The following is a 23,185-nucleotide window of genomic DNA, read 5'->3' as shown; positions in this document are numbered from 1 at the left end:
GGGTGCCTCTCGTGGTCGGGTCGGGCTGGTCCGCGCTGGTGGTGGGGGGCACGGGAATCGGGGTCACTGGCCGGGGTCAGGCACCGAGCCGGGCGACGAGATCGCGTTTGCTGATCTTGCCGACGGCGGTGAGCGGCAACTCGTCGAGCACCACCAGCCGGTCGGGCTGCTTGTACCTGGCCAGGCCCAGTTCGGCGAGGTGCGCCCGCAACGCCTTGAGCTTGGGCGGGGTCCCCGCGGCGACGATCACCGCGCACACCAGCTCGCCGAGCGTGTCGTCCGGCAGGCCGATGGCGGCGGCCTGCGCGACGCCCGGGTGGGCGAGCAGCAGGTCCTCCAGCTCGCCCGCGGGCACCTTCTCGCCGCCGCGGTTGATCACGTCCTTGATCCGGCCCTCGACGACCAAGTGGCCGCTGGGCAGCTGCCGCACCAGGTCCCCGCTGCGGTAGAAGCCGTCCGGAGTGAACGCTGTCGCGTTGTACTGCTCGGCCCGGTAGTAGCCGCGCAGGGTGTAAGGGCCTCGGGTCAACAGCTCCCCGATCTCACCAGGGATGACGTCTTGGCCCTCGGCATCGACCACGCGGATCTCGTCGTCAGGGCTAAGTGGCCTGCCTTGGGTGTTCTCCACCAGGTCAGCGGAGTCCTCGGCGCGCGTGTAGTTGAGCAGGCCCTCGGCCATGCCGAACACCTGCTGCACCGCGCACCCCAGGGCGGGCGGCACGGCGCGGGCGAGGTCGGGGTCCATCTTGGCGCCGCCCACCTGCAGGAGCCGCAGCGTCGACAGGTCCTCCGTCGACCACTCGGTGGCCTCCACCCACATCCGGGCCATCGGCGGGACCAGCGCGGACACAGTCACGCCTTCCCGCTGGATCAGGGGGAAGGCGACGTCCGGACTGGGCGCGGCAGCCATCACCGCGACACCGCCGACGCCGAGGATCCCCAGCACGCCTGGGCAAGCGAGCGGGAAGTTGTGCGCGACAGGTAGCGCTACCAGGTAGCGATCGGCCTTCGTGAGTTCACAGACCTCTGCGCTAGCGCGGGCGTTGTAGGCGTAGTCGTCGTGCGTTCGTGGGATCAGCTTGGGGCGACCGGTAGTGCCACCGGAGATGAGCAGTACGGCGACAGCGGCTGGGTCTATCGGCGGAAGCTCGCGAGGCTCACCGGTTATCGCGGACAGCGCCGCATGCTCACCTGGGTCGCCGACAACAAGAACGTGCTTGACGTCGAGCTCTGCGGCCAGAGTGCGGTGGTCGAACCCCTGGAACACATCGGGGATGACATACCCGACAGCACCGGACAGCTCCACGAGGTGCGAGATCTCGGCGCGTCGGTGCGCGGGTAGCGCCATCACCGGAACAGCGCCGATCCTGGCCAAGGCGAACAGCAGCACTACGAACTCGGGCACGTTCGGGAGCTGGACCACGACCCGGTCGTCGCGGGCGATACCCAGGTCGAGCAACCCCGCCGCTAAGACATCCGCTCGACGGTCCAGTTCCCGATAGCTGACACGCTCATCCCCTGACACAACGGCGATGTCGTCACCAGAGCGCTCGGCCCATGACCGCAGCAACTCGCCGAGGGTGTCACCCCGCCAATACCCGCGTTCCCGGTAGACGGCGGCCAACTCCTCCGGCCAGCCGACCGCCCCGTCGATGAGCACGCTCACTGCGCCTCCGCCCACTCGCCCGCGATCTCGTCGTCGGAGAGCCCCTCGATCTCCCAGAACAGCTCGGCCACCGCTTCCAGGCGACCCGGCTCGCGCTGCCCCCTGGCCAACTCGGCGGCGAACCCCGCGACGGTCGGCGCGCCGAACAGGGCGCGGACCGAGATCTCCGTGGTGTCCAATGTGGAGCGCAGGTGCGCGACGACAGCCGTCGCCAGGACCGAGTCACCGCCGACGCGGAAGAACTCGTCGTGGACGCCGACCGAGTCGACCTCCAAGACCTCCCGCCACGCGAGTGCCACGACTCGCTCTAGCGCTGTCCGCGGCGGAGGTCCACCGGCGGCGACAGGCTGTCCTACCAAGGTTCGAACCGCGCCACGATCGACCTTCCCGTTGGCGGTCAACGGAACAGTGTCGATAGCGACCACGACATCCGGCACCATGTGCGCGGGAAGCAACTCCCGCGCGGCGGCGCGCACAGCGTCAGAGTCGAACGGACCGTCCACCACCACGCCAGCCCCTAGTGCGCCGGCAGCGGTAGTGACCGCGACCGCAGCGGTGATCGCGGGATTCGCCTGCAACGCGGCCTCGACCTCGCCCAACTCGACCCGGTAGCCGCGAACCTTGACCTGGTGGTCCCGGCGGCCGAGGAACTCAACGACTCCATCGCCGCGGTACCGGGCAAGATCGCCCGTGCGGTACCAACGCACGTCGTCACGGGTAACGAACCGATCGGCCGTACGGTCCGGATCACCCCGGTAGCCCGCGGCGACACCCGCGCCGCCGATCCACAGCTCGCCGGGCACCCAGTCCGGCGCGTCCCGACCGAGGTGGTCGACGACGCGGAGCCGGACCCCGCCCAGCGGCGTGCCGTAGGGCACCGACCGCCAGTCGTCGGGCACCGGGCCGGACACCTCGCACACCGTGGAGTGGATCGCGGTCTCGGTCGTGCCACCGAGCGCCACGAACCGACACCCCGGGGCCGCGGCGGCCAGTCGACCAGGCAGGTCGACGCCCACCCAGTCGCCGCCGAGCAGCACGAGCCGCAGCGACGAGCAGTCGGCGCCGGAGGCCAGCAGCATGTCCAGCAGCGCGGGCACGCAGTTGACGATGGTCACCCCGTGCGCGGCGACCAGCCCGCCCCAGGCGGCGGCGTCGCGGCGGTCGTCGGTCACCGGGACCACCGCGCCGCCCACCGACAGCGGGGCGAACAGGTCGAACACGGACAGGTCGAAGTCCAGGGCGGACAACGCGAGGGTGCGGTCGCCCGCGCCGATGGCGAACCTGGCGACGAGGTCGTCGATGGTGGCCATGGCGGCCTGGTGCGGGACCTCGACCCCCTTGGGCTCACCCGTGGAGCCCGAGGTGAACAGGATGTACGCGGCCCGCGCCGGGTCGGTGAGGACGGGCGCGGGCAGCGGTTCCCCGTCCGGCAGCGCGGTGATGACCGTGCGCGGTTTGGCCAACGCGACGATCCGGTCCACCCGAGCCTGAGGCTGCTCGACCCCGATGGGCACGTACGTGCCACCGGCGGCGAGTACGCCAAGAACCGCGATGACCTGATCCGGCCCCTTCGGCAGCGACACCGCGACCGTGTCGCCGGGCGTGACCCCGAGGCGGACCAACTCCCCCGCCACACGCAAGGCGCGCTTGGTGAGCTGCCCGTAGGTGATTACCTGCTCGCCTACGATCGCGGGCGCGTGCGGGCTCTCGGTAGCGCGGGCGAACACGCCCTCGTGCAGCAGCCCGCGCTGACGCACCAGCGTCGTGTCGTTGGCCCGGTCGCGGCGCGCCTGTTGGGCCTCGGGCAGCGCGGCCGGGACCGGCGCGTCCCAGGCGGCCGGGTCGGCGGCCAGCAGGTGGACCAGGTCGGCGAACGCGGTGAACATGGCGTCGAGCACGCCGTCGGCGACCTCGTCGTCGCGGCAGTCCCAGTTGACCAGCAGGCCGCCGTCGAGCTCGGTCACCTGCGCGTCGAGCAGCACCTGCGGGCCCTGCGAGATGATCCACACCGGCGCGCCGAAGCTCTGCCGCACGCGGGCGTCGAACAGCTCGCCCAGGTTGAGCGCGCTGGTGAACACGACCGGTGCCAGGACCTGCTCACCGTGCAGGCGAGTCAGGTCGCGCAGCACCTCCACACCGCTGTAGCCGGCGTGGGCGGCGTCCTCGTGCGCCCGGCCTTGCAACAGGCGGACCCGCTCGGCGAAGGTCGCGGACGCGGTCAGGTCGACGGCGAGCAGGATGGAACTGGTGAAGTCGCCGACGAGGTGGGCGACGTCGGGGTGCAGCGGTTCGCGGTCGAACATCGGCACGTTGAGCAGGAACTGCCCGCGCGCGCTCCAGCGCCCCACGACCTCGGCGAACGCGGTCGCCACTGCCATCGCGACGGTCACCCCGCGCGCCTTGGCCCGCTCGGCGAGCGCGGCGCGTTCCGCGGGCGGGAGCACTACGGCTCGGCGGGTCACGCGCGGTCGTTCGGACTCACGAGCCGCGCGGGGCAGGTCAGGCGCCCCGGGAAGGTCCGCGAGACGGTCGCGCCACCAACGGGCGGCCTTGTCGTCGTCGTGGCCAGCACGCCGATAGCGGCGGTAGCTGTAGTCGAGGGGCTTGTCGTCGGTGTCGCCCTGGTAGTAGCGGGCAAGGTCGGCCAGCAGCACGCGGTAACTGACCGCGTCAGCGGCAACCATGTCGACGTCCACGTGCAGGCGGGTGCGGCGTTCGGGTAAGAGGCTCAACGCGGTCGAGAACACCTCGCCGTGCTCGATGTCGAGCAACTGGTGGGAGTTCGCCTCGCGGATGGCGGCCAGCTCGGCCTCGGGATCCGGGTGCGCGCGCAGGTCGTGCACGGTCAGGCCGCGCCACCCCGAGTCCTGGGCGATCCGCTGGTCCCCGTTGTCGGACAGGACGACCCGGAGCATGTCGTGCCGGGCGATCAACCGCCGAACAGCGGCGGTGAGGCGGTCCGGGTCGACGTCGGTGCCGTCGAACTCGGTGTAGAGGTGCGCCGCGACGCCGCCGAGGCGCTGCCCCGGGGTGCGGCCGATCCAGTAGGCGTGTTGCAGCACGGCCAGCGGGAACGGACCGTCCTCATCGGACTCCGGCGCGCTCTCGGCTGCCACCGGTCCCCCGGTCCGCTCGGCCAACAACGCCGCCCACGCCCCGAGGGTGGGGTTCGCGGCCAGCTCGGCGAAGTCGACGACCACCCCGGCCCGGCGCCACCCGCCGACGAGCCTCATCAGCGCGATCGAGTCGAGCCCCAGCTCGAACAGGTTCGTGCCCGCGGTGATGTCCTCGGGCTCCTCCTCGGTCAGCTCGGCGACCGCGACCAGCAGCGCGTCGTAGTCCACGGCGCTCACCTGCGGACCCCCTTCGGCTCGGCGGGCACCAGGAACCTGGAGATGCTGCGCAACTTCTCGCACGTCTCCGTCCACTCCCGCTCCGGTGTGGACAGTGCGATGACCCCGGCACCGGCGCGCAGCCAGGTCCGACCGCCCGAGCTGAACACGGTGCGCAGCACCAGGGCGGCGTCGAGCGCGCCATCGGAGTCGACGGTCAGCACGGCACCGCTGTAGAGGCCGCGGCGGGGTTCGTGCCTGGCGATGGCCTCGACGGCGGCCGCCTTGGGGATGCCGGAGGCGGTGATGGAGGGGAAGAGGGCGGCGAAGGCGTCCCACGCGGTGCGACCGGGGGCCAGGTCGCCGCGGACCCGGGAGGCCAGGTGCTGGACGCTGCCGCGTTCGCGCACGGTCATGAACTCCTCGACGCGGACCGACTCCGGCGCGCACACCCCGGACAGCTCGTCCTGGGCGAGTTTCACCGAGATCGCGTGCTCGAAGATCTCCTTCGGGTCCGCGAGCAGCTCGCGGCGGGTCACCAGGTCCCGCGCGGGGTCACCGACGAGGGCGCGGGTCCCGGCCAGCGGTCGGGTGGAGACCCGACCGGCGGCGTCGACCTCGACCACGGTCTCCGGGCTGAACCCGGCGGCGCGCAGGTCACCCAGGTCGAGCAGGAACGACCGGGCCGGGGTGTTGCCGCGCCTGCCCGCGACGTAGGTGGCCGGGAAGTCGATCTCGGTGGGCACCGGGACCACCCGGGACAGGATGACCTTGTCCGGACCGCCTGCCCGGATGTCGCGCACGGTCTCGACGACGGCGGCGAGGTAGGCGTCGTCGGGCGCCTCCGGGTCGACCAGGTCGGCGGCGGGGGCGGGCCACGGCCGGTCGTCGACGGCGCGCAGACCCTCGGGGACCGCGCCGCGCTCGTGCAGTCCGTCGGGGCCGATCTCCAGCTCGTAGCCGGGGATCACCAGGTCGAGCAGGGGTCCCTCGGCGCGGCCGAGGTGCAGCAGGCCCGCCAGCTCGAACGCGGCCCAGCCGTAGGCCCGCCAGGTCGGCAGGCCGGTCCCGGCGAGCAGCTCGGCGACCTGGCCGAGCGGGTCGGCGCCGAGCGGGACCACCAGGCGGCCCGCGGGCGTGGTCCAGGTGATGCCGGTGCCGTCCATCCGCAGCCGGGCGTGCGCGCCCGCGGCGAGCACCCACCGGCCGCCGCGCTCGTAGAGCACGTACGGCGGCTCGGCGCGGCGCGCCACGGCGGCGGCGACCAGCAGCGGGTCGGCCACCGCTTGGGCGATGGCGGTCACTAGACCTGCCCCGACGCCATGCGCTCGACCAGGCTCGCCGGGCGCAGGTCGGTCCAGACCCGCTCCACGAAGTCCACACAGGACGTCCGGGCGGCCGGGCCGTACACGGCCGTCCAGCAGGCGGGGACGTCGGCGAACACCGGCCACAGCGAGTGCTGCTGCTCGGCGTTGACCAGGACGAGGAACGTCCCGTCCTCGTCGTCGAACGGGTTGGTGGACATCGGCGCACTCCTCGGCGGTCCTGACTGCGGGCAGGCGGCATCGGCCGGGCGCGAACGCGCGCACGGCTGCTACCTGGGGGTGTTCGCGCCTACCGGATCGTCCGAAGGGGACAGTGCGATCGCGGTGGCACGTCGGGAGGTGGGCGTCGTTCCCCGCGACCCGAACCCGGTCGTCGGGCGACGCGCCATCACCTGAGGTTAGCCTAGCCTATCTTCCACGGACGTGTAGAAGCAAGGGCCTCAGGGGCCGTCCCACCCGGCCAGGCTGAGCAGCTCGAACAGGTCGTAGACGCACTCGCCGGTCCACACGACGGTGCCGATCGCCAACAGTGGCAAGAGGACTCCGGACCAGCGGCCACCCCGACCGGGCGCGAAGAGGGCGGCGACCCGGCGCGGCACGATGCCGGGGGCGGCGCCCAAGGCCATGAGGGAGCCCGCGGGTCGCTCGGCGCGGCTGCCCGCGGCGGCCAGGGCGGCGTGCCCGATCGCGCGACCGACCTGCTCGCGGTCACCGATCGCGGTGGCTGCCGCCTCGTCGGCCGCGCGTTCCACCAGGTACTCGACCTGCTTGGCGACGGGCCTGAGCAGGGGATGTGCGACCGCGGCGAGGCGCGCCCACCAGACCAACCGGTGGTGGCCGCCGTCGAGGTGCGCGCGCTCGTGGGCGACAACGGCGCGGAACTGGCGGTCGTCGAGCAGCTCGCTGAGCCCGGTCGTGATGACGATCCTGCCCGGCCTGCCGGGGACCGCGAAGGCGTCCACCCGGGGGTCTTCGATGACGACTACATCGCCGTCTGTCCAGTCACCACTCACGGCGCGCATCTCGTGCCTACGCCGCATCCACAGGCGCGCGGCGAGGACGACCACTACGACGAGCCAGCCGAGTGAGAGCCACGACACCCACGGGACGTGCGCTGTGTCGTCGACCACGCGCTGGTAGGACCAACCGCCCCAGTCCGCGACCACGGGGAGTTCGGCCAATGCCTTGAGCGCGAACGCGGTGAGGTTGACCACCGAGGCAGCCGCCGCCGCGATCGCCGACGCCGCGAAGACCCGCGCGGCCAGGTCCGGGCGCAACCGGTCGACCAACAGCCACGACACCACCAACACCAACAGCGGCGTGGCAACCACGGACCAGGCGAAGTGGTCGAACACGGAGATCCCCTCGGTGGACGTCAGCCGCAATCCTGCCCCCACAACGATGTGAAAGTCCATTGGCGCAGGTAGGGCTATGTACCATGCGCGTGTGCAAGACGAAGACGGCAAGCCCTCCCCTCGGCGCAGACCCGGCGAACTGGCCGCCCACGTGCTGAACACCCTCGCCGAGGCGGGCAGGCCGCTGTCGCCGGGCGAGCTGCTCGAACTGCTCGACCCACCCGGCTCCCTGTCCTACAGCGCGGTCGTCACCACCCTGACCCGCCTGTACGAGAAGAAGGCCGTCACCCGCGAACGAGCGGGCCGGGCGTACCGCTACACCGCCGTCACCGACCCCTCGGCCCTGGTCGCCTGGCGGATGAGCCGCCTGCTCGACGCCGACCCCGACCACACCTCCGTCCTCACCCGCTTCGTCTCGGCCCTGGACGAGAAGGACGAACAAACCCTCCGCCGCCTGCTCGGCGAGGGCTAGCCCGCGCGCCGCTACGCTGGATGATCAGCGGATGTCCGGGGGGCGGCGATGGCTGGACGGGCAGGGGACGGTTCCGCGGGCCGCGTGCGGTGGGCTTCCACTGGCGTTGGCCATTGTCGCGAGGCACCTCAGCCAGCATCCCGAGTTGACGGCCTCGGACCTGGTCAGCGAGCTCGATGGGTCCGCGACCCGCCTGGAGGCACTGGACTCCGTTAGTCCTGGCGGCTTCCTGCGCGTCGCCCTGTCCTGGTCGTACGACGCGCTCACCCCTCGGCAACGGGAGGCGTTCGCCCTGCTGGGCGTCGCACCGGGACCGGACATCGGCCTGGCCGCGGCGAGCCGACTGCTCGACCTGACCGCGCGTGAGACCCAGCGGCTGCTGGACACCCTCGACGGGGCGTCACTGGTGCGGCACGACGGACACGGCCGGTACCGGATGCACGACCTGGTCCGCGAATACGCCGCAGACACGGCCTCGGACCTGGCGGTAGGCAGCTGGCTCGGATGGATTCGCGCGCGTAAGAGGGCACCGAATTGGGGCTGGGTCGGGGAAATCCTTGCGCTGGGAGGGCGGGGCTGGGCTATGGTGGGCTTACCGGAATCGGTTCCGGTAAGCGGTCGGGGGCGTTCGGCCGGGCCGCTCGATGAGGTCGCTGGGGGCCGGGGAGCCCGTGCCGAGAGGGGTGCCAGGTGGGAAGTCGATCGACCGGGCGAGTGGTGGCGGCGGTGGTCGCGGTGGCGTTGGGGGTGGTCGCGCCGCCGGTGGCGAGCGCGAGTGGGTTCACGCTTGTGTGGGATGACTTCGACAACGGGTTCAGCAGTGCCAAGTGGACCTCGTGGCCCGCGGCGGGATACCCCCAGGGGGACGCGAAACCGACCACGGCGGACGGCGTGCTGACCGTCGTGCCCACGGGGACCAACCCGCGCACCGGTGAGCCCGCGTTCCGGTTCACCACCGCGCCAGAGAGCCAGGGTGGCGGCGGGGACCTCGACCAGCTCAAGTGGATCGCGACCGTCAACCACACCGCCAGCAGCGGGTTCCCCGGGTTCGACGCCAAACCGGGTCAGCTGCTGACCTGCCGCACCAAGATGGCCGGGCGGACCTTCGGCACCGGCAACCACCCCTTCGGCGCTGCGGTCACCAACCCCGACGGCGACCTGCGCCTGGCCGCGACCTCGACGGCGACGATCGACACCGAGACCCAGGTGGTCACCGACTTCGTGGTCACCAACAACACGATCTTCGCCATCTACGAGCGGTTGCCGGTCGCGGGCAAGGACCACGCCGCGTTCACCTACGCCGTGCCGGTCGCCTCTCGCCGCCAGGACCAGGTGCACGTGCTGGAGACCGTCATGGACAACGCCGCCGGGGCCGTCGAGTGGCGCGTGGACCGCAGGACGGTGCTGCGGGTCGACAAGATCGGGTACCGGGTGCTCGACCGCAAGCACCTGCTGATGGACCTCGGCGGCCGGGAGGAGCGGGTGTTCCCGAGGCAGATGGCGTGCGGCATGGGCATGTTCACCTTCCTGGCCGGCTCGGCGCAGGGCAGCCCCGGGCTGGTCCGGATCTCCGACGCGCCGGGCAAGTACTTCGACACGCTCAAGGGGCAGCCGACCCCCCAGACCTTCGTCGACGACAGGAGCCTGCCGTCGAACCGGCTGTGGGGGCAGGGCGCGCGGCTGCGGGTGGACAGCGTGACGGTGATCTCCGCACCCAAGCAACGCGGCGCCTGACACAGCGCCACCGCCCTGCGATGGTCCACAGAGGAGTGTCACCAGCGGAGTGTCACCAGTGGTCGAACATGGCCCGGCTGGGCGGATCCGGGGTCGGCGGTGCCACGGGCGCGGGTGCCCTCGGTGGCTTGACCGGGTCCTCCAGATCGGCAGCCGGTTCGACGGCATCGTCGATGACCGGGTCAGCGGGCTCCTCGACCGCCTCGTCCGCGGGTGGGTCGACCGCGTCCTCGACGGCCGGTTCCAGAACCTGTTCGGCGGCCAGGTCGGTCGGGGTCTCGATGGGCGGGGTCTCGGTGGGCAGGGTCTCGGTGGCGGGCTGGTCGATGGCGTCGCGCAGGGAGTTCTCCAGGTGGCGGGCGAGGGCGGGTTCGGCCAGGTCCTTGGTCACCAGGTCACGCGCGCACCGGCAGTCGCCCAACCGGTTCTCCGCCGCGCACGCCAGCACGCCCAGCACCCGGAGCCCCTGGGCCAGTGCCCGCAGCGGGAACGGTTCGACCAGCGCGCGGGTGGCGAACTCCCCGATCGTCTCCGCCACCAGGGTTGGAGCGCCCAGCGTCGACGCCACCCAGACGATGCCGGTCTTGACCGCGGTCGGGATCGGCGCCAGGCCGTTGGCGATCGCGCTGAGCGCCGCGCACCGGTCCGCGGTCCACAGTTCGGCGCGCGCGTACTCCCCGGCCTCCCGCACCACCCCCTTGGCGAGCGCCGTCGCCACCCCGTCCTGGAGCAGGTCCGCCACGAACCTCGCCGCGCTTCCCCGCCGCACCACCGGGTCCTCCGGCAGCGGCAACTCAGCGGCAGGGTCGACCGGCTCGACCGCCGCGGGTTCGACGGCGGCCTGCCGCACCTCCCAGAGCGGGTACGCCAGGCATTCGGCGCACCCGTCCCCGGCAGGCCGGATCACCTCGCACGTGGTGTCCGGCCTGGTGTTCAGCTGCATGATCGACGAACAAGCCAGGCAGGCGAACAGGTCCACCACGGTCTGCTCGTCCGCGGCCTCCCGCGCACGGCGTTGCTCCGCGACCGCCTGGACCTTCTGGCGGAGATCCCGCACAACCGCGGAATCCCGAGCCGACGCCCCCCGCAGCCGCTTCACCTCCGCGCGCAACTCGGCCACCTGACGCCCCAACTCGGCCGTCTGCCACCGCGCCGCCTCGACACGCTCGTCGCGCCGCACCAACTCCTTGCGGTGCCGCTCCCGGAGGTCGTCGATCACCTTCTGCGCTACCGCGGACTCTTGCGCTACCGCGTGCTCGACGGCAGACGCCACCCGGCGCCGAAACGGAGCGACATCGAGCAGGAATGCCCACAGCGGTCCGTTCATCCGTCCACGGTAGCGATCACGCGCGCCCCGCAGGACCGTAACGCACAAGGTGGCGGCTACCAGTCCAGGTAGTGGCCAAGCCGCCAGCGGGCTCGTACCCGGCCCTAGTCGTCCGTGAGCAGGTCGGGGATTTCTACGCGGGAGCTTACTCGGAGTTTCTGGAGTGCTGCGGCGACGTGGAGTTCGACTGTGCGGACTGAGAGGCCCAGGGCGGTGGCGATGTCGCGGTTGCTTCGGCCTGCGGCTGCCAGGGCGGCCACCTCGCGTTCGCGGGGTGAGAGCCGGTCTCCGTAAGCCGGGCGGCCGCGTTTGCGGGTGGGGAGGGCCCGGTTGGCGCGCAGCACTTCCTGGCACTGTCGCGTTCGGACAGTCGCGCCGAGTTCGGTGAAGACCGACTCGGCCTCGCGGACCAGGGGGACGCCGTCCTGGCCCGCGGCGAGGGCGCACTCGCCGTGGTTGAGGCGGGTTCGGGCCCACCAGAAGCGGCGGGGCATGGCGGCGAAGGCGGTCTCGGCGTCGGCGTACCAGGTCAGGGCGGTGGCGAGGTCGCCCCGGCGGTGGTGCAGGAGGGCGCGGCCCAGCTGGAGGGCGGCTTCGGCGGCGGGGCAGTCGAGGTCGCTGATGCCCTCGTGGTGCTGCTTGAGCAGGACCTCGGCGTCGCCGCAGCGGTCGGCGCGGCACAGCAGGTCGACGGCGATGGGCGTGACGTCGGCGGCCCACACCCACATGCCGGTGCGGCGGATGACCTCCAGGGCGGCGTCCACGTCCGGGGTCGCGTCGGGGCGGGTCGGGGCGCGGTGGCGGACCTCGGCGATGACGGCGTGCGCGGCGGCGGCGACCGGCGGGGCCGGTGGCGGGCCGGTGACCAGGGCCCGCAGCAGCCGCAACGCCCCCGTGCCGTCCCCCGCCTCCGCGGCCAGCGCGCCCGCGACCAGCCGGTACCCGGCGGTGATCCGGGGCAGTTCGACGTGGTCGGCGGCGGCCGCGCGCTCACGCAGGCCGCGCCAGTCGCCGCGTTGCCAGTCGAGCAGGACGTCGTTGGCGCCGAGGTGTTCCTCGGTGAACGGCGCCGCGAACTCCCGGGCCAGGCCACGGCCGCGGGCCATGTCGTCCTCGGCGCGCCGGTAGTGCCCGAGCCAGCAGGCGGCCTCGGCGAAGTTGAAGCAGGCGCGCACCAGGTGCTGGCCGCGTTCGAAGTCCGCGGGCGTGGCAAGCACCTGCCGCGCCAACGGCCAGCCAGCGGGGTTGCCGCACTCCAGCAGCGCGGACGCCTTGTTGACCAGGAACGCGAACCGGGCCAGCGGGTCGGTCAGGGTGTCGGCGAGCTCGTCGGCCTCGGCCAGCCACCGCATGCCGACGTCCACGTGCTGGTGGCAGGCGTTGGTGCTGGCCAGGCAGGACATCACCCTGGCGGCGAGGTCGGGCCGGGGGCCGCGCAGCTCACCGACCGCGGCCACCAGCTCGCGGTAGCCCGCCGCCGCGGCGCCTGCCTGGTTGAGCAGCAGCAGACCCAGGTCCTTGCGCAGCTCACCGCGCACCTCCGCGGGCAGCCCGTCGGTGGCCAGCAGCCCGCGCAGCACCTGCTCGGTCTCGGCGAAGTCCAGGCCGTAGAGGGCGACCCGGCCCAGCTTCACCGCCAGCCCGCGGCGTTCCTCGACGTCGGCGGTGGTGTCGAGCAGCTCCTGCAACGCGGCGAGGGCGGCACCGGTGTCGCCCACCTCGATCGCTCGGTCGACCCCGGCCTCGACGCTGCGGCGCCATGCCCCGTGCTCGCCCGCGGCCTTGAGGTGGTGCCCGACGCGCATGTGCCGCGGGTCGCCCGGCGCGTCCCCGAGCACGGCCGCGGCCCGGCGGTGCAGGACGCGCAGGCCGCTCGGGGTCAACGTGCGGATGACGGCGTGCCCGGCGAGGTCGTGGGTGCAGCGGTAGCGGCCGTCCGAGCGGTGCAGCAGCCGGGCGGTGACCAGCCGGTCGAGCGCGTCCTCGCCGTCGTCCAGCCCGACGTCGGCGACCCGGCACAGCTCGGCGGCCGCGGTCGGCGCCCCGAGCACGGCGGCCGCGGTGACCAGTGCCCTGGCGACGGGGTCGAGCGGGGCCAGCCTGCCGCCGATGAGTTCGAGGTAGCCGTCCGGGACGTACTCCCCCGTCAGGCTTTCCCAGGGTTGAGCGCCGGGGGCGGCGCGTTCGATCGCGGCCCGGACCACCTCCTCGATGGCGAACGGCAGACCACCGGTCAACCGCAGCAGGGCGGCCGCGGGGGCCGGACCAGCGGATGTGGCGACCGCGTCGGCCATCGCGGCGGTCTCGTCGATCGTCAGCGGCTCCAGCCGGACCAGGCCGGTGCTCACCCCGGACCGCGGCGGGGTGATCCCCCACGACCGCTGCCCCGGGCGGTGGCTGAGCACCAGGGCCAGCTCGGGCGGCAGGTGGCCGACGAGGAACCGGAGGAACTCCACGGTCGCCTCGTCGGTCCAGTGGAAGTCGTCGAGGACGAGCACGGCGGGACCGGCCAGGGCCAGCAGGTGCCGCAGCGCGCGGTAGCGGCGGTGGCGCTCCATCCTCGGGTCGTCGAGCGCCTCGGCGGGGTTGGGCAGCCGGGTGCCCAGCTCGGGCAGCAGCTGGGCGACCGCGCCGAGCAGCGGGTCCGGCCGGTCGGTCCACGGGACGGCGGCGTCGGAGAGCAGCGCGTCGACCAGCGGGGCGAGCGGCAGCGGCTCGCGCAGCGACTGGCAGGTGCCCACCAGCGCGCGGGTGCCGCGCAGGGCGGGGTGCGCGAGCACCTCCTCGATCAGCCGCGTCTTGCCGACCCCGGCGTCGCCCTCGACCCGTACCACCGCGGGGGTGGCGGTGACCAGGCCCAGCAGCGCCTCGACCTCGCCCGCGCGCCCGATGAGGGGGGTCACCGCCTGTGCCATGCCCCTCCTCCGGCGCGCTACGTAGAGAAACACTGTCGCTCACGCGGCCGTTCGGGGCAACGCCGCGCCGGGGCGGCCCATGCCGGGCGACTACCTGGAAAATTGGCCCGACTACCTGGAAAATACGTCGGAACCGAGGGGCAATTCAGTTTTCCGGGACGCCGTTAATTGCGTCTCGACATCAGGTGAACCGAACCTTGACGGGCCTTAATTTCACTGGATAACCTTCGTCACGTTCTCGCGGAACCATTCTTCGCCAGGACGTCGATCACCCCGTTCGGCCTGGACAGCGGCCACGAGCCGAGTGCCGACCTGGATCCTCACAAGGGACGGGCCGGATGTCCCCACCGTTCACGTCGACGGGTAGCTGACCGCGGTGTTCCCCGCACGCATCTCGTGCGGTTCCCCTGCATCCGGGAGTGCCAGCTCCGGGAAAGGTTTCCCATGTCATCGAAACCCTTGCGTTACGCGATCGCGGCCTCGACCGCGGCGGCGTTCTGCGTCGCGCTGAGCCCGTCCATCTCGGCCGCCCCGCAGGCGGCGGCGGTGCCGTGCGCGCCTGCCGCCGACTCGATCACCCAGCGGCTGCCGTCCTGCGTGTCCGCCGCGGTGTCGCTCGACCGGTTGCCCGCGGTCGGTGAGACGGCGAACGTGCGCGTCACGCTCAACGCCAACACCCAGGTCGACGGTGCCAGGTTCAGCGTCCGGTTACCGAAGAGCCTGCGGTTGGAGACGGCGGGCACGGGCCTGTCGGCGCCGCGAGCGGTCGGTCTCGACCAGGTGGCGGAGCAGACCCTCGCGCTCACCACGAAGGGCCGTTCGGTCACCCTCCGTGTCACCGCGCTGTCCGCCGGTCCCGCGCAGATCCAGGCCGACGTGGCGGGCGCCGAGGAGAAGCACGCCGCACACGCCTCGACCGAGTTCACCGTTGGCGCTACCTCCGGCAGTTCACGGACCGGCATCGGTAGCCCGGAAGGTCCGGCGGTCAGCAGCGGTCAGACCAAGACGCTCACCAACGGCAAGGCAGCGCCAGTCGCCGCGGCACCCGCGTCCGTCTCGGCGGCAGCAGCGGGCCAGATCTGCGCGACCGGCTCGTTCGCGATCGCCGACAAGACCGGTACCTGGCTCGCGGGCCGCAACATCCCGGTGACGGTGCAGGGCAAGACCACCTCGACAGCGGCAACGGTGAACTACGCGACGGGCCTCACCGGTTACGCGGACGGCAAGTACTCGCTGTGCTTCACCGCGCCGGTGGCCAAGATGTACTCGCTGTGGGTCAGCTTCTCCACCGCGGGCTCCCTGTGGCAGGTCACCGACCTGGCGGGCACCTCGGCGTACACCACCTACACCGCGGTCAAGAGCAACGTGGCCTCCGGGGCGACCGCCGACTTCGGCTCGATCGCGCCGCCCACCCAGCACATGCGCGGCTGGCACGCCTTCGACACGCTCAACCTGCTGTGGTTCAACCGCGCCTCTACGACCGGTTGCTGGACCTCGCGGCAGAGCAGCTCTTGCACCAAGATCTGGCTGCGCTGGCAGCCGGGCAGCACGGAGGGCGCGCGCTTCAACAACTCCGTCGCCAAGACCCAGCGCTACGTCCTGCTCGGCGACGCCGACCCCGACTCCGAGCACCTCGTCCTGCACGAGAGCGGCCACGCCTTCATGGACCAGCTCCACGACGGCTGGTGGCCCACCTCCGACTGCCCGAGCCCGCACTACCTGCACGCCCGCACCGGCCCCTCCTGCGCCTGGACCGAGGGCTTCGCCAACGCCATCGCCGGCTACGTCAAGGGCGACGGCCGCTACTACTGGGCCGACGGCGGCACCATCGACCTGATGACCACCACCTGGTTCAACCCCGCCTACGCCGCCAGCCGCACCAACGTCGAGAACGGCGACCAGGTCGAGTGCCGAGTAGCAGGCACCCTCATCGACCTCTGGCGCAAGGTCGACAACGGCCCCTCCGGCACCTTCGCCAGCATGATCAGGTACCAGTCCAGCACCTTCGCCAACTGGTTCAAAACCGTCCGCCCCGCGGTGGGCCTGTCCGTCACCACCACGACCAAGAACCTCGTCTACACCCACACCATCGACTACCGCTAGGTAGTCGCCCCAGCGCGGGCCCCAGTCCGCCCCGCGCCCCGACCGGCCCGCTGCCCCCACAGCGGGCCGTTCGGGCATTCGGCGACTGCCGCCCGACAGAGGGAATGCCGTGGCGCGGAGTCGCCGCTGGTCCGCGTATCCACAAGCGACACAAGCCATTCCCGCCGCACGACAGGACCAAGTGTCGACGACGCGTCCGGTAACGACCACGGCAGGCATCGCGATCCTGTCGAACGTCGATCTTTTCTCAAAGGGGCGTCGAGATGCTGGTGTGGTGGCGTAATCGCAAGCGCAAGTGGCTGTGGATCACGGGAGCGCTGCTCCTGGCGTTGTTCGTCGTCGCGGGGCTCACCGGTGATCCGAATCGCGCGAAGCAGCAAGCGGCCGCCGCGCCACCCGGCACCTCCGCGCCCGCGCCGACCAGCACGAGCGAACCGAGCACCGTCGCGGTACCCGCTGATCTCGTGGGCAAGAACGCCGCGGAGGCCAAGACGATCTTGACCGGTCTCGGGTTCACCACGCTCGTCTACGAGTCGGTGGACGGGCGGAACGTGCTGGTTCCGGAGAACTGGACTGTTGTCGCCGTCGAGGGCGCCACGGCAGCGGTCGCGCGAACCACCCGGATCGTCCTGCGAGTCGACAAACCGCAGGAGATCACCACCATCGCGCCGAGCCCGACCACGGAGGTCACCGTGCCCACTGTCGCGGTCGCGCCACCGGTAACCGAACCAGAGGTCGCAGCGCCCGCTGACGCCTATTACAAGAACTGCGACGAGGCGAGGTCAGCGGGCGCGGCGCCGATACACCGCGGCGAGCCGGGCTACCGCACCGCTCTGGACCGCAACAAGGACGGCGTCGCCTGCGAGTGATCGACTTGCTGCTGCGCAAGGGTTTGCCCTCCACCACCAGTACCTTCGCGGACCGTCGAGGTGAACGCTGGGCAGTCAGACAGGGAAGCTTCGCCCGGGGGCGTCCATCCCAGGCTCTGTCACTCGATCGGGTTGGATGCGGTCGATGTTGGGCGTGTCGTGAAACCTCATTCAGGTCCGATCAGGTAACGGAGCCATTGGAGGAACATCATGAGTCGCCTGGCGCACGTCCTCACGATCGCGGCGATGCTCGCGACAGCGACGGCGGGGCTCACGGGTGTGGCGGCCGCCGAGGACGATCCCCGGTCCGGAGTGGTCACCAACACCCGCCCGGCGCCCGATGCTGACGCGGTCTGCGGGTGGGAAGGGTGGATCCGCAACGAGAGAACGCTCGGCAGGGTCGTCGAGAGCACCGGCTGCGATAGCCGGGTCGCGCCGCCGACGTTCCGGTACACGACGGGTTCGGGGACGTACGCGGTCGGCGCGGTGCCGGACCGCCAGTGCGTGACCACCCGCGACGGCGTACCCGCGGTCGCGGCGGTGAACGACACCGATCGCATCGCCCTGCTGTACCCGAACGGCGTCTGCCGCGGCATCGCGAAGGTCGCGTTCCCCGGCGCCACGTACCAGGGCCCGGCGTTCTGGTCGCTGCTGTTCTTGAGCGTGTCCGGCTGAACCACCGGCGGGCGCGCCGGGAGTCTCCCGGCGCGTCCGCCGCCTGCCTCGGTGGACCGCGGTGGCCGGGCGGATCCCGGTAGTCGTCCACAACGCCCGGAACTGTCCACAGGCGACTCGCGAGGCATTGACGAGCGGCCGGGTTCGACAGGTTTCAGAGATGGGCGTGCTAGCGGGGTGCGGATGCCTTGGACTCCGTCAGGAGAGGGGGTCGCCCATGGTGAGGCGGATGGTGAAGGTGGTGGGGGTTTGGGTCAGGGCCACGTGGTGGCAGAGCTGGTGGGCTATCCAGAGGCCGTAACCACCGCCGGTGGGGGTGGGGGTGGGGATGAGACCGGCGAAGGGGTTGGTGGGGCCGGGGCCGTTGTCCTGGACCGTGACGACCACCGAGCCGGGGGTGGTCCAGAGGTGGAGGGTGATGGGGGCGGTTCCGTGGGTGAGGGCGTTGGAGACGACCTCGCTGACGGAGACCACCAGGTCGTCCACGTCGTCCGGGCGCAGCACGCCGGTCGCGCGGGTGGTCACCGCGGTGCGGGCGGCGCTGGGCGTGGGGTTGGTGAGCGCTACCGCGGGGGGTTGGTGCTGGACGGGGTAGAGCGGCGCGGGGACCCTGGCGGCCAGGAAGGTCAGGGGGTGGATGTAGGCCGCGTTGGGGTGGGTGGCGCCGGGCCTGGCCAGCAGGGTGTGGGTCTTGGTGACGTCGGCGAGCACGGCGGCCGGGGTGGTGCGGGTGTCGTAGGCGCACATGCTGACCAGGGGGAACTGGTCGTAGGCGTGGTTGACGGTCGCCTCGTAGCGCGACCACGCGTCCCAGGCGGGGGTGGGGTCGGGGATCTCGCCGAGCAGGCGGATGGCGCCCGCGCCACCGTCGACGAGGCGGGTGAACAGCTCGCGGTAGGACTTGATGGCGATCGCGGGCCGCACGTACTGCAGGTCCGTGGAGATCACCGTGACCTTCTCCGGGCGGTCGACGGCCGCGAGGACCAGTTCGGCGCGCGGCGGGTCGATGGCGAGCAGCACGGCGTCGCCGCAGTCGAGGCCGTCGGTGAGGAACGGGACGCCGACGCCGAGCAGTTCGGTGTCGTCGGCGTAGCAGAGTGCGACGTGGTCGGGCGCGTTCATGCCGCCTGCTCCACGCGGACCCCGTCGATGCCCAGGACGTCGACCAGTCTCGCGGCGCCGAAGCGGCGGGTGCGCAGGACGATCGTGATCCCCCTGCTGGCGGCCTGCTCGGCCAGGCCCAGCAGCCCGTGGTGGTCGATGAAGGTCAGCTCGCGCGCGTCCACGACCACCTCGCCGGGACCCCAGTGCGCGGCGGCGCGGTCGAGCACCCAGCCGAACAGCCCGTGCGAGCGCAGGTCCAGCTCCCCCTCCAGCGCCACCGCGCCGGACGCGCCCCACCCGTGCAGGCGGAACGGGACGTGCTCGACGTTGCCGCGCGGGTGGATGCCGGCGAGCTTGTCGACCACGTCGGTGCCCAGGGTCGGCACGCTGTAGGCGCAGAGGGCCTCGAACGGGTACGCGGCCATGTAGCGGTCCACCGCGTGCTCGTAGCTCGCGAACGCCGCCAGCTGGGCCGGGGTCCGGACCAGCCCGGTCGCCTCGACCGCCACCCGGAACCCGGTGAACCCGGCCGCGACGGCTGCCTCGGTCTCGGCGGCGTAGGTGCGGACCTGCTCCTCGGCGTCGACCGCGGCGTCGGTCTCGTAGAGCCCGTCGAGCGACCTCAGCTGCACCGCGCCGCGCTCGCGCAGTTCGTCGAACCCGGGCACGTCGTCGAAGCGCCGCCCGAGCTCGGCCACGTCACCGGGGGCGGCGACACACACCCGCTTGCCCTCCGCCAGGCCCTCGACCAGGAACGCCCGCGCCCCGGCGACGAACTCCCCCGCGTCGGCGAAGGCCCAGCAGAGGTGGCCGCGGCCACCCGTGGTGGTCTCGCGGTCAGCTCCCGGCGCCTGGCTCACGTGAACGACTTTACGGCACCGCCCACACCCGGGGAATCGCCAACACCGGCCTTCGCATTCCGGATACCGCCTCAGCGCGTGGTGTTGAGGTACCCGATCACCACCGCGCCCCACCAGCACAGCTGCGAGAGCGCGGAGGTCGCGGCGCCCCACAGCAGCAGCGGCACCGGGGGTGCGCCGTTCAGGGTGGACATGCGGCGGCCGAGTGCGGTGGCCTGGATGCCGTTGAGGGTCAGGGTTGTGACGAAGGCCAGCTTCAGCGCGGTGGCGCCGGAGGACAGGTCCGGGCGCAGCAGGGTGCCGCTGGCGACCAGGCCGAGCAGGCCGGACCAGATGAGCGGGTGCAGCCGGGCGGTGTGGGCGACGGCCTCGGCGAACGTGGCGCGGCCCAGGACCCAGAGCGCGAAGAAGTAGTCGGCGACGAGGACGGCGCCGAAGCCGAGCACCAGGAAACCCAGGTGCGCGAACAGCGCGACGTCGTGCAGCAGCGGGCTCGGACGCACCACAGTGGACAGCCAGATCGCGGTGACGAGCAAGGTGATCGCGGTGACCCCGGCGGCGGTATCTCGGCGAGTCCACAGTGGTCTATCGGATGAAAGCGGCGGTCCATCGGAGGGAGGCGACTCGACAGGCTCCAGCATGTCACCAGTACACCGGACGCCGAACTTGGTCGACATCCTTGTCCGGCAAGGACAATCAACTGGGAAGTGCCTGTCCCGCTCGGCGGGGAACGTGCGGGACAGGCGACCCGGCGAGCTAGTACCCCGAGCGCGGCGACCCGGCGCCGACGGGCACGTCGCGGGCGAACGAGCAGGCCATGTCGCGGACGAAGGCGCGCACCAGCGGTGAGAGCCGCAGCCCGGCGAAGTCGTGGCCCGCCTGGCTCAGGATGCCCGCGTCGATGAGCTCGTCGGCGAGTTCGTCCTCTTCGGACGGCAGCGGGCCGACCCGGTCGGCGGTCCTGGCCAGCCAGTGCAGCAGCATCCTGGCCGGGTGGCTCAGCGTCAGGTACGCCGAGCGCAGCGCCTCGCGCATGGACAGGTCGCCGATGGACAGCCAGTTGAGCGCGTTGCCGTTGCGGTGCCAGCCGTCGAGCATCTGGCCGAGGATCACGTGCGGGCGCAGCGCGATCCGGCGCAGCGCGATGTCGAGGGCCAGCGGCAGGTCGCCGCAGAACTCGGCGAGCCGGTCGAGGTCGTCCGGGCCCGCGGTGACCGTGGGCGGCAGTCCGGCGATGACCATCTCGACCGAGTCGGCGCGGGAGAGCGGGGTGACCGGCAGCCTGCGGACCTCGCGCAGCCCGAGCAGCCGCTTGCGGCTCACCAGGACGGTGGTGCTGGTGTCGGTCTCCACCAACAGCGGCCGCACCTGCCTCTCGTCCAGGACGTTGTCCAGCAGCACCAGCAGCCTGCGCTCGACGAGCAGCGTGCGGTACAGGCCGACCCGGTGGTCGAGGGTGCCCGCGAGCTCATCGCCCGGCACGCCGAGCGCGCGCAGGAACCCGTCGAGGATGTCGTACGGGCTGGGCCCGGCACCGAGGTCGGCGTAGAGCTGGCCGTTGGTCGTGTCGGCCGCCCTGGTGTAGGCGTAGTACAGCGCCAGCCCGGTCTTGCCGACGCCCGCCGGGCCGCTGATCACGATCGGGGTGTCGCCCGCGGCGCGCAGCCACGCGAGTTCGGCCACCCGGCCGATGAACCCGCGCGGCCGTTGCGGTAATTGCGCCGGGTACGGGAGCTTGCCGGTGAGCCGCTCGCGCGCCGGGAACCGCATGTGGCCGCCGGTGACGGCCAGCCAGCGCTGCCGCCAGCCGTCCTGGTCGCCACCGCAGGCGGCGACGAAGGCGAGGGTCACCGACAGCGACGGCATCCGGTTGCCGCTGGCGGCGCTGGAGAGCACGGACGAGGAGAACATCGCGGACCGGGCCATCTCGCGGTAGGTCGGGTTGCCCGCCCGCGCCCGCAGCGCCCGCAACTCCCCGGCGAACTGTGCGACGAGACCCCCGGCGTTGTTCACAGGTTTCTCTGGTCTGCCCATGATGGATCCTTCCCCACAGTCGGTCAACGTGGCTGGACTCGCGTGCCCGGTGCGGACACCGCCCGCGCCGGTCACGGCCGGTCGGGGTGCGCGGGCGGGGCGGTCCGCCGGGGACGGTGCGCGCGCGACGAGGTCGGCGACCTCACGCGAGCACCGGGTGGAGGGGTCCGTCGGGTAACGGGTTCGGCCGGGGTTCGACGTGGACCCGGGTGGTCGCCGTCGGGCGGTGCCCGGCGAACACCCGCGCGCTCACCCGGCGGGTGGGCGCGCGCCGCGCCGGGTCCCGGTGGGCGGCAGCGTGGTCGGTGCGGTGGTCGGTGCCGGGGTCGAGGTGGTGGTCAACGCGGTAGTCGGTGCGGTGGTCAGTGAGGTAGTTGATGAGGTAGTCGGTGTGGCGGTCGACACCGTGGTCGATGCGACGGTCGACGCGGTAGTCGGTGAGGTGGGCGATGCGGCGGTCGACACCGTGGTCGATGCGACGGTCGACGCGGTAGTCGGTGAGGTGGGCGATGCGGCGGTCGACACCGTGGTCGGTGTGCCGGTCGGCGCCGGGGTCGGTCGAGTGGTCGATGCGGTGGTCGGCGCTGTGGTCGGTGTGCGGGCGGGTCGGGCTCGGTGATCTCATGCTCGACGAATACATGATCGGGGTGGATCAGCACAGCGGTGCCGTGGTGGTCCTCGTCGCGCCCGGGGTCGGGAAGGGACCGGCCGGGATCGGGCCGCGCGGCGGGAAACCCGCGGCACCACGACGATCCCGGCCGGTCCGGGCGGTCGGCGCCCCGGCGCCGTTGGCGGAGACTTCTCCGGCGCTCCTCGCGGAGTTCGGCCCGCGGCCAGGTGCTGTGCCGGACCTGGCCGGGCAGCGCCTAGATGCCCTCCCCCCAGTGGCCGGGAGTGGACAAGTCGACGCCGATCGAGCCCGGGTCGTCGACGGCGTGGTAGCGGCCGTGCAGGAACACCAGGGTCGGTGGCCGTCCGTCCGGGCCGGTGGCCAGGACGTCGCCGACGACCAGTGCGTGGTCGCCGAGGTCGAACCGGTCGCGCAGTGCGCACTCCAGCCAGCCAGCCCCGGCGAGGACGAGGGCGCCGGTCCGGTCGCCCGGGCGGGCGGGCAGGTCGGCGACGTGCGGTGCGCGGGTCTCGCGCGGTCCGGCCAGCCTGCGGGCGGTGTCGCGCGCCGAGGCGGGCAGGATCGACACCGCCCACCGGCCGGTGGCCAGCAGGTCGTCGAGGAACGCCGACCCGAGCCGGAACGACAGCGACACCAGCGGTGGGTCGAGGGAGATCGATCCGAGCGAGTTGACGGTGACCGCGTCGTGGCGTCGGCCGTCGGGGGTGTCGCGGTAGGTACTGGCGACGCACACCCCGGTGGCGAAGGCGCGCATGGTGCCGCGCAGGTCAGGTTCCACGGCCG

18 protein-coding genes are annotated in these 23,185 nt (G+C 72.3%); 5 read left to right on the top strand and 13 right to left on the bottom strand.

All coding sequences use genetic code 11. From position 1 onward, the window contains the following. Positions 1-76: 76 nt before the first annotated feature. The 5 genes from CLV68_RS31110 to CLV68_RS31085 all read right to left on the bottom strand — a co-directional run bounded on the left by CLV68_RS31110 (position 77) and on the right by CLV68_RS31085 (position 7,738). A complete protein-coding gene (locus CLV68_RS31110) occupies positions 77-1,666 on the bottom strand; it encodes a (2,3-dihydroxybenzoyl)adenylate synthase (protein WP_121394572.1) in 1,590 nt (529 codons plus the stop codon). After that, a complete protein-coding gene (locus tag CLV68_RS31105) occupies positions 1,663-5,019 on the bottom strand; it encodes a non-ribosomal peptide synthetase (RefSeq protein ID WP_246010207.1) in 3,357 nt (1,118 codons plus the stop codon). Before CLV68_RS31105 ends, CLV68_RS31110 begins: the two co-directional genes overlap by 4 nt. Beyond that, positions 5,016-6,302 (bottom strand): salicylate synthase, encoded by a 1,287-nt coding sequence (locus CLV68_RS31100; protein WP_121394571.1) that lies wholly within the window; start codon positions 6,300-6,302, stop codon positions 5,016-5,018. The genes CLV68_RS31105 and CLV68_RS31100 overlap by 4 nt, the downstream gene beginning before the upstream one ends. Beyond that, positions 6,302-6,523 carry an MbtH family protein gene (locus CLV68_RS31095; RefSeq protein ID WP_121394570.1) on the bottom strand — a complete coding sequence of 74 codons (222 nt, stop codon included), beginning with the start codon at positions 6,521-6,523 and terminating at the stop codon, positions 6,302-6,304. Before CLV68_RS31095 ends, CLV68_RS31100 begins: the two co-directional genes overlap by 1 nt. A gap of 240 nt (positions 6,524-6,763) precedes the next feature. Next, positions 6,764-7,738, bottom strand: a complete 975-nt coding sequence (locus tag CLV68_RS31085; protein ID WP_211346834.1) for a M56 family metallopeptidase — start codon at positions 7,736-7,738, stop codon at positions 6,764-6,766. Positions 7,739-7,769: 31 nt separating this feature from the next. Here CLV68_RS31085 and CLV68_RS31080 point away from each other — a divergent pair, with 31 nt between their 5' ends. Continuing rightward, positions 7,770-8,150: a BlaI/MecI/CopY family transcriptional regulator gene (locus CLV68_RS31080; protein WP_246010206.1), complete on the top strand. Its 381-nt coding sequence runs from the start codon at positions 7,770-7,772 to the stop codon at positions 8,148-8,150. Between the two features lie 690 nt (positions 8,151-8,840). Continuing rightward, positions 8,841-9,884, top strand: coding sequence for a DUF6081 family protein (locus tag CLV68_RS31075; protein ID WP_147460239.1), 1,044 nt, complete (start codon positions 8,841-8,843; stop codon positions 9,882-9,884). A gap of 52 nt (positions 9,885-9,936) precedes the next feature. Here CLV68_RS31075 and CLV68_RS31070 read toward each other — a convergent pair whose 3' ends face one another. Together CLV68_RS31070 and CLV68_RS31065 are read right to left on the bottom strand one after the other, a co-directional pair. Next, positions 9,937-11,211: a hypothetical protein gene (locus CLV68_RS31070; RefSeq protein ID WP_121394566.1), complete on the bottom strand. Its 1,275-nt coding sequence runs from the start codon at positions 11,209-11,211 to the stop codon at positions 9,937-9,939. Between the two features lie 104 nt (positions 11,212-11,315). Further along, positions 11,316-14,126 (bottom strand): ATP-binding protein, encoded by a 2,811-nt coding sequence (locus CLV68_RS31065; protein WP_121394565.1) that lies wholly within the window; start codon positions 14,124-14,126, stop codon positions 11,316-11,318. A 444-nt stretch (positions 14,127-14,570) separates the two neighbouring features. Between CLV68_RS31065 and CLV68_RS31055 the strand changes: the two genes are divergently transcribed. The 3 genes from CLV68_RS31055 to CLV68_RS31045 all read left to right on the top strand — a co-directional run bounded on the left by CLV68_RS31055 (position 14,571) and on the right by CLV68_RS31045 (position 17,773). Beyond that, complete coding sequence (locus CLV68_RS31055) at positions 14,571-16,229, top strand: hypothetical protein (protein WP_147460238.1); 1,659 nt, start codon at positions 14,571-14,573, stop codon at positions 16,227-16,229. Positions 16,230-16,492: 263 nt separating this feature from the next. After that, a complete protein-coding gene (locus CLV68_RS31050) occupies positions 16,493-17,098 on the top strand; it encodes an excalibur calcium-binding domain-containing protein (protein ID WP_121394562.1) in 606 nt (201 codons plus the stop codon). A 210-nt stretch (positions 17,099-17,308) separates the two neighbouring features. Next, complete coding sequence (locus tag CLV68_RS31045; RefSeq protein WP_121394561.1) at positions 17,309-17,773, top strand: hypothetical protein; 465 nt, start codon at positions 17,309-17,311, stop codon at positions 17,771-17,773. A gap of 198 nt (positions 17,774-17,971) precedes the next feature. Here CLV68_RS31045 and CLV68_RS31040 read toward each other — a convergent pair whose 3' ends face one another. The 6 genes from CLV68_RS31040 to CLV68_RS31015 form a co-directional block, all read right to left on the bottom strand. Continuing rightward, complete coding sequence (locus CLV68_RS31040) at positions 17,972-18,895, bottom strand: anti-sigma factor RsbA family regulatory protein (RefSeq protein WP_121394560.1); 924 nt, start codon at positions 18,893-18,895, stop codon at positions 17,972-17,974. Next, positions 18,892-19,737: an MEDS domain-containing protein gene (locus tag CLV68_RS31035; protein ID WP_121394559.1), complete on the bottom strand. Its 846-nt coding sequence runs from the start codon at positions 19,735-19,737 to the stop codon at positions 18,892-18,894. The genes CLV68_RS31040 and CLV68_RS31035 overlap by 4 nt, the downstream gene beginning before the upstream one ends. Before the next feature lie 71 nt (positions 19,738-19,808). After that, positions 19,809-20,273 carry a hypothetical protein gene (locus tag CLV68_RS31030; protein WP_211346833.1) on the bottom strand — a complete coding sequence of 155 codons (465 nt, stop codon included), beginning with the start codon at positions 20,271-20,273 and terminating at the stop codon, positions 19,809-19,811. Between the two features lie 220 nt (positions 20,274-20,493). Further along, positions 20,494-21,771: a helix-turn-helix domain-containing protein gene (locus CLV68_RS31025; protein ID WP_147460237.1), complete on the bottom strand. Its 1,278-nt coding sequence runs from the start codon at positions 21,769-21,771 to the stop codon at positions 20,494-20,496. Between the two features lie 142 nt (positions 21,772-21,913). Continuing rightward, a complete protein-coding gene (locus CLV68_RS33585; RefSeq protein ID WP_147460236.1) occupies positions 21,914-22,396 on the bottom strand; it encodes a hypothetical protein in 483 nt (160 codons plus the stop codon). Between the two features lie 241 nt (positions 22,397-22,637). Further along, a complete protein-coding gene (locus tag CLV68_RS31015; RefSeq protein WP_121394556.1) occupies positions 22,638-23,180 on the bottom strand; it encodes a flavin reductase family protein in 543 nt (180 codons plus the stop codon). Between the last annotated feature and the right edge of the window lie 5 nt (positions 23,181-23,185).

This window comes from Actinokineospora cianjurensis, assembly GCF_003663795.1.
Classification (GTDB): domain Bacteria; phylum Actinomycetota; class Actinomycetes; order Mycobacteriales; family Pseudonocardiaceae; genus Actinokineospora; species Actinokineospora terrae.
This window is presented reverse-complemented; position numbering and strand designations above follow the sequence as displayed.

Bases quoted from the DNA above. Each gene is read 5' to 3' on its own strand.
- CLV68_RS31095 (WP_121394570.1), bottom strand. From the start codon at position 6,523: ATGTCCACCAACCCGTTCGACGACGAGGACGGGACGTTCCTCGTCCTG.
- CLV68_RS31055 (WP_147460238.1), top strand. From the start codon at position 14,571: ATGTCATCGAAACCCTTGCGTTACGCGATCGCGGCCTCGACCGCGGCG.
- CLV68_RS31070 (WP_121394566.1), bottom strand. From the start codon at position 11,211: ATGAACGGACCGCTGTGGGCATTCCTGCTCGATGTCGCTCCGTTTCGG.
- CLV68_RS31085 (WP_211346834.1), bottom strand. From the start codon at position 7,738: ATGGACTTTCACATCGTTGTGGGGGCAGGATTGCGGCTGACGTCCACC.
- CLV68_RS31050 (WP_121394562.1), top strand. From the start codon at position 16,493: ATGCTGGTGTGGTGGCGTAATCGCAAGCGCAAGTGGCTGTGGATCACG.
- CLV68_RS33585 (WP_147460236.1), bottom strand. From the start codon at position 22,396: ATGAGATCACCGAGCCCGACCCGCCCGCACACCGACCACAGCGCCGAC.
- CLV68_RS31065 (WP_121394565.1), bottom strand. From the start codon at position 14,126: ATGGCACAGGCGGTGACCCCCCTCATCGGGCGCGCGGGCGAGGTCGAG.
- CLV68_RS31025 (WP_147460237.1), bottom strand. From the start codon at position 21,771: ATGGGCAGACCAGAGAAACCTGTGAACAACGCCGGGGGTCTCGTCGCA.
- CLV68_RS31040 (WP_121394560.1), bottom strand. From the start codon at position 18,895: ATGAACGCGCCCGACCACGTCGCACTCTGCTACGCCGACGACACCGAA.
- CLV68_RS31045 (WP_121394561.1), top strand. From the start codon at position 17,309: ATGAGTCGCCTGGCGCACGTCCTCACGATCGCGGCGATGCTCGCGACA.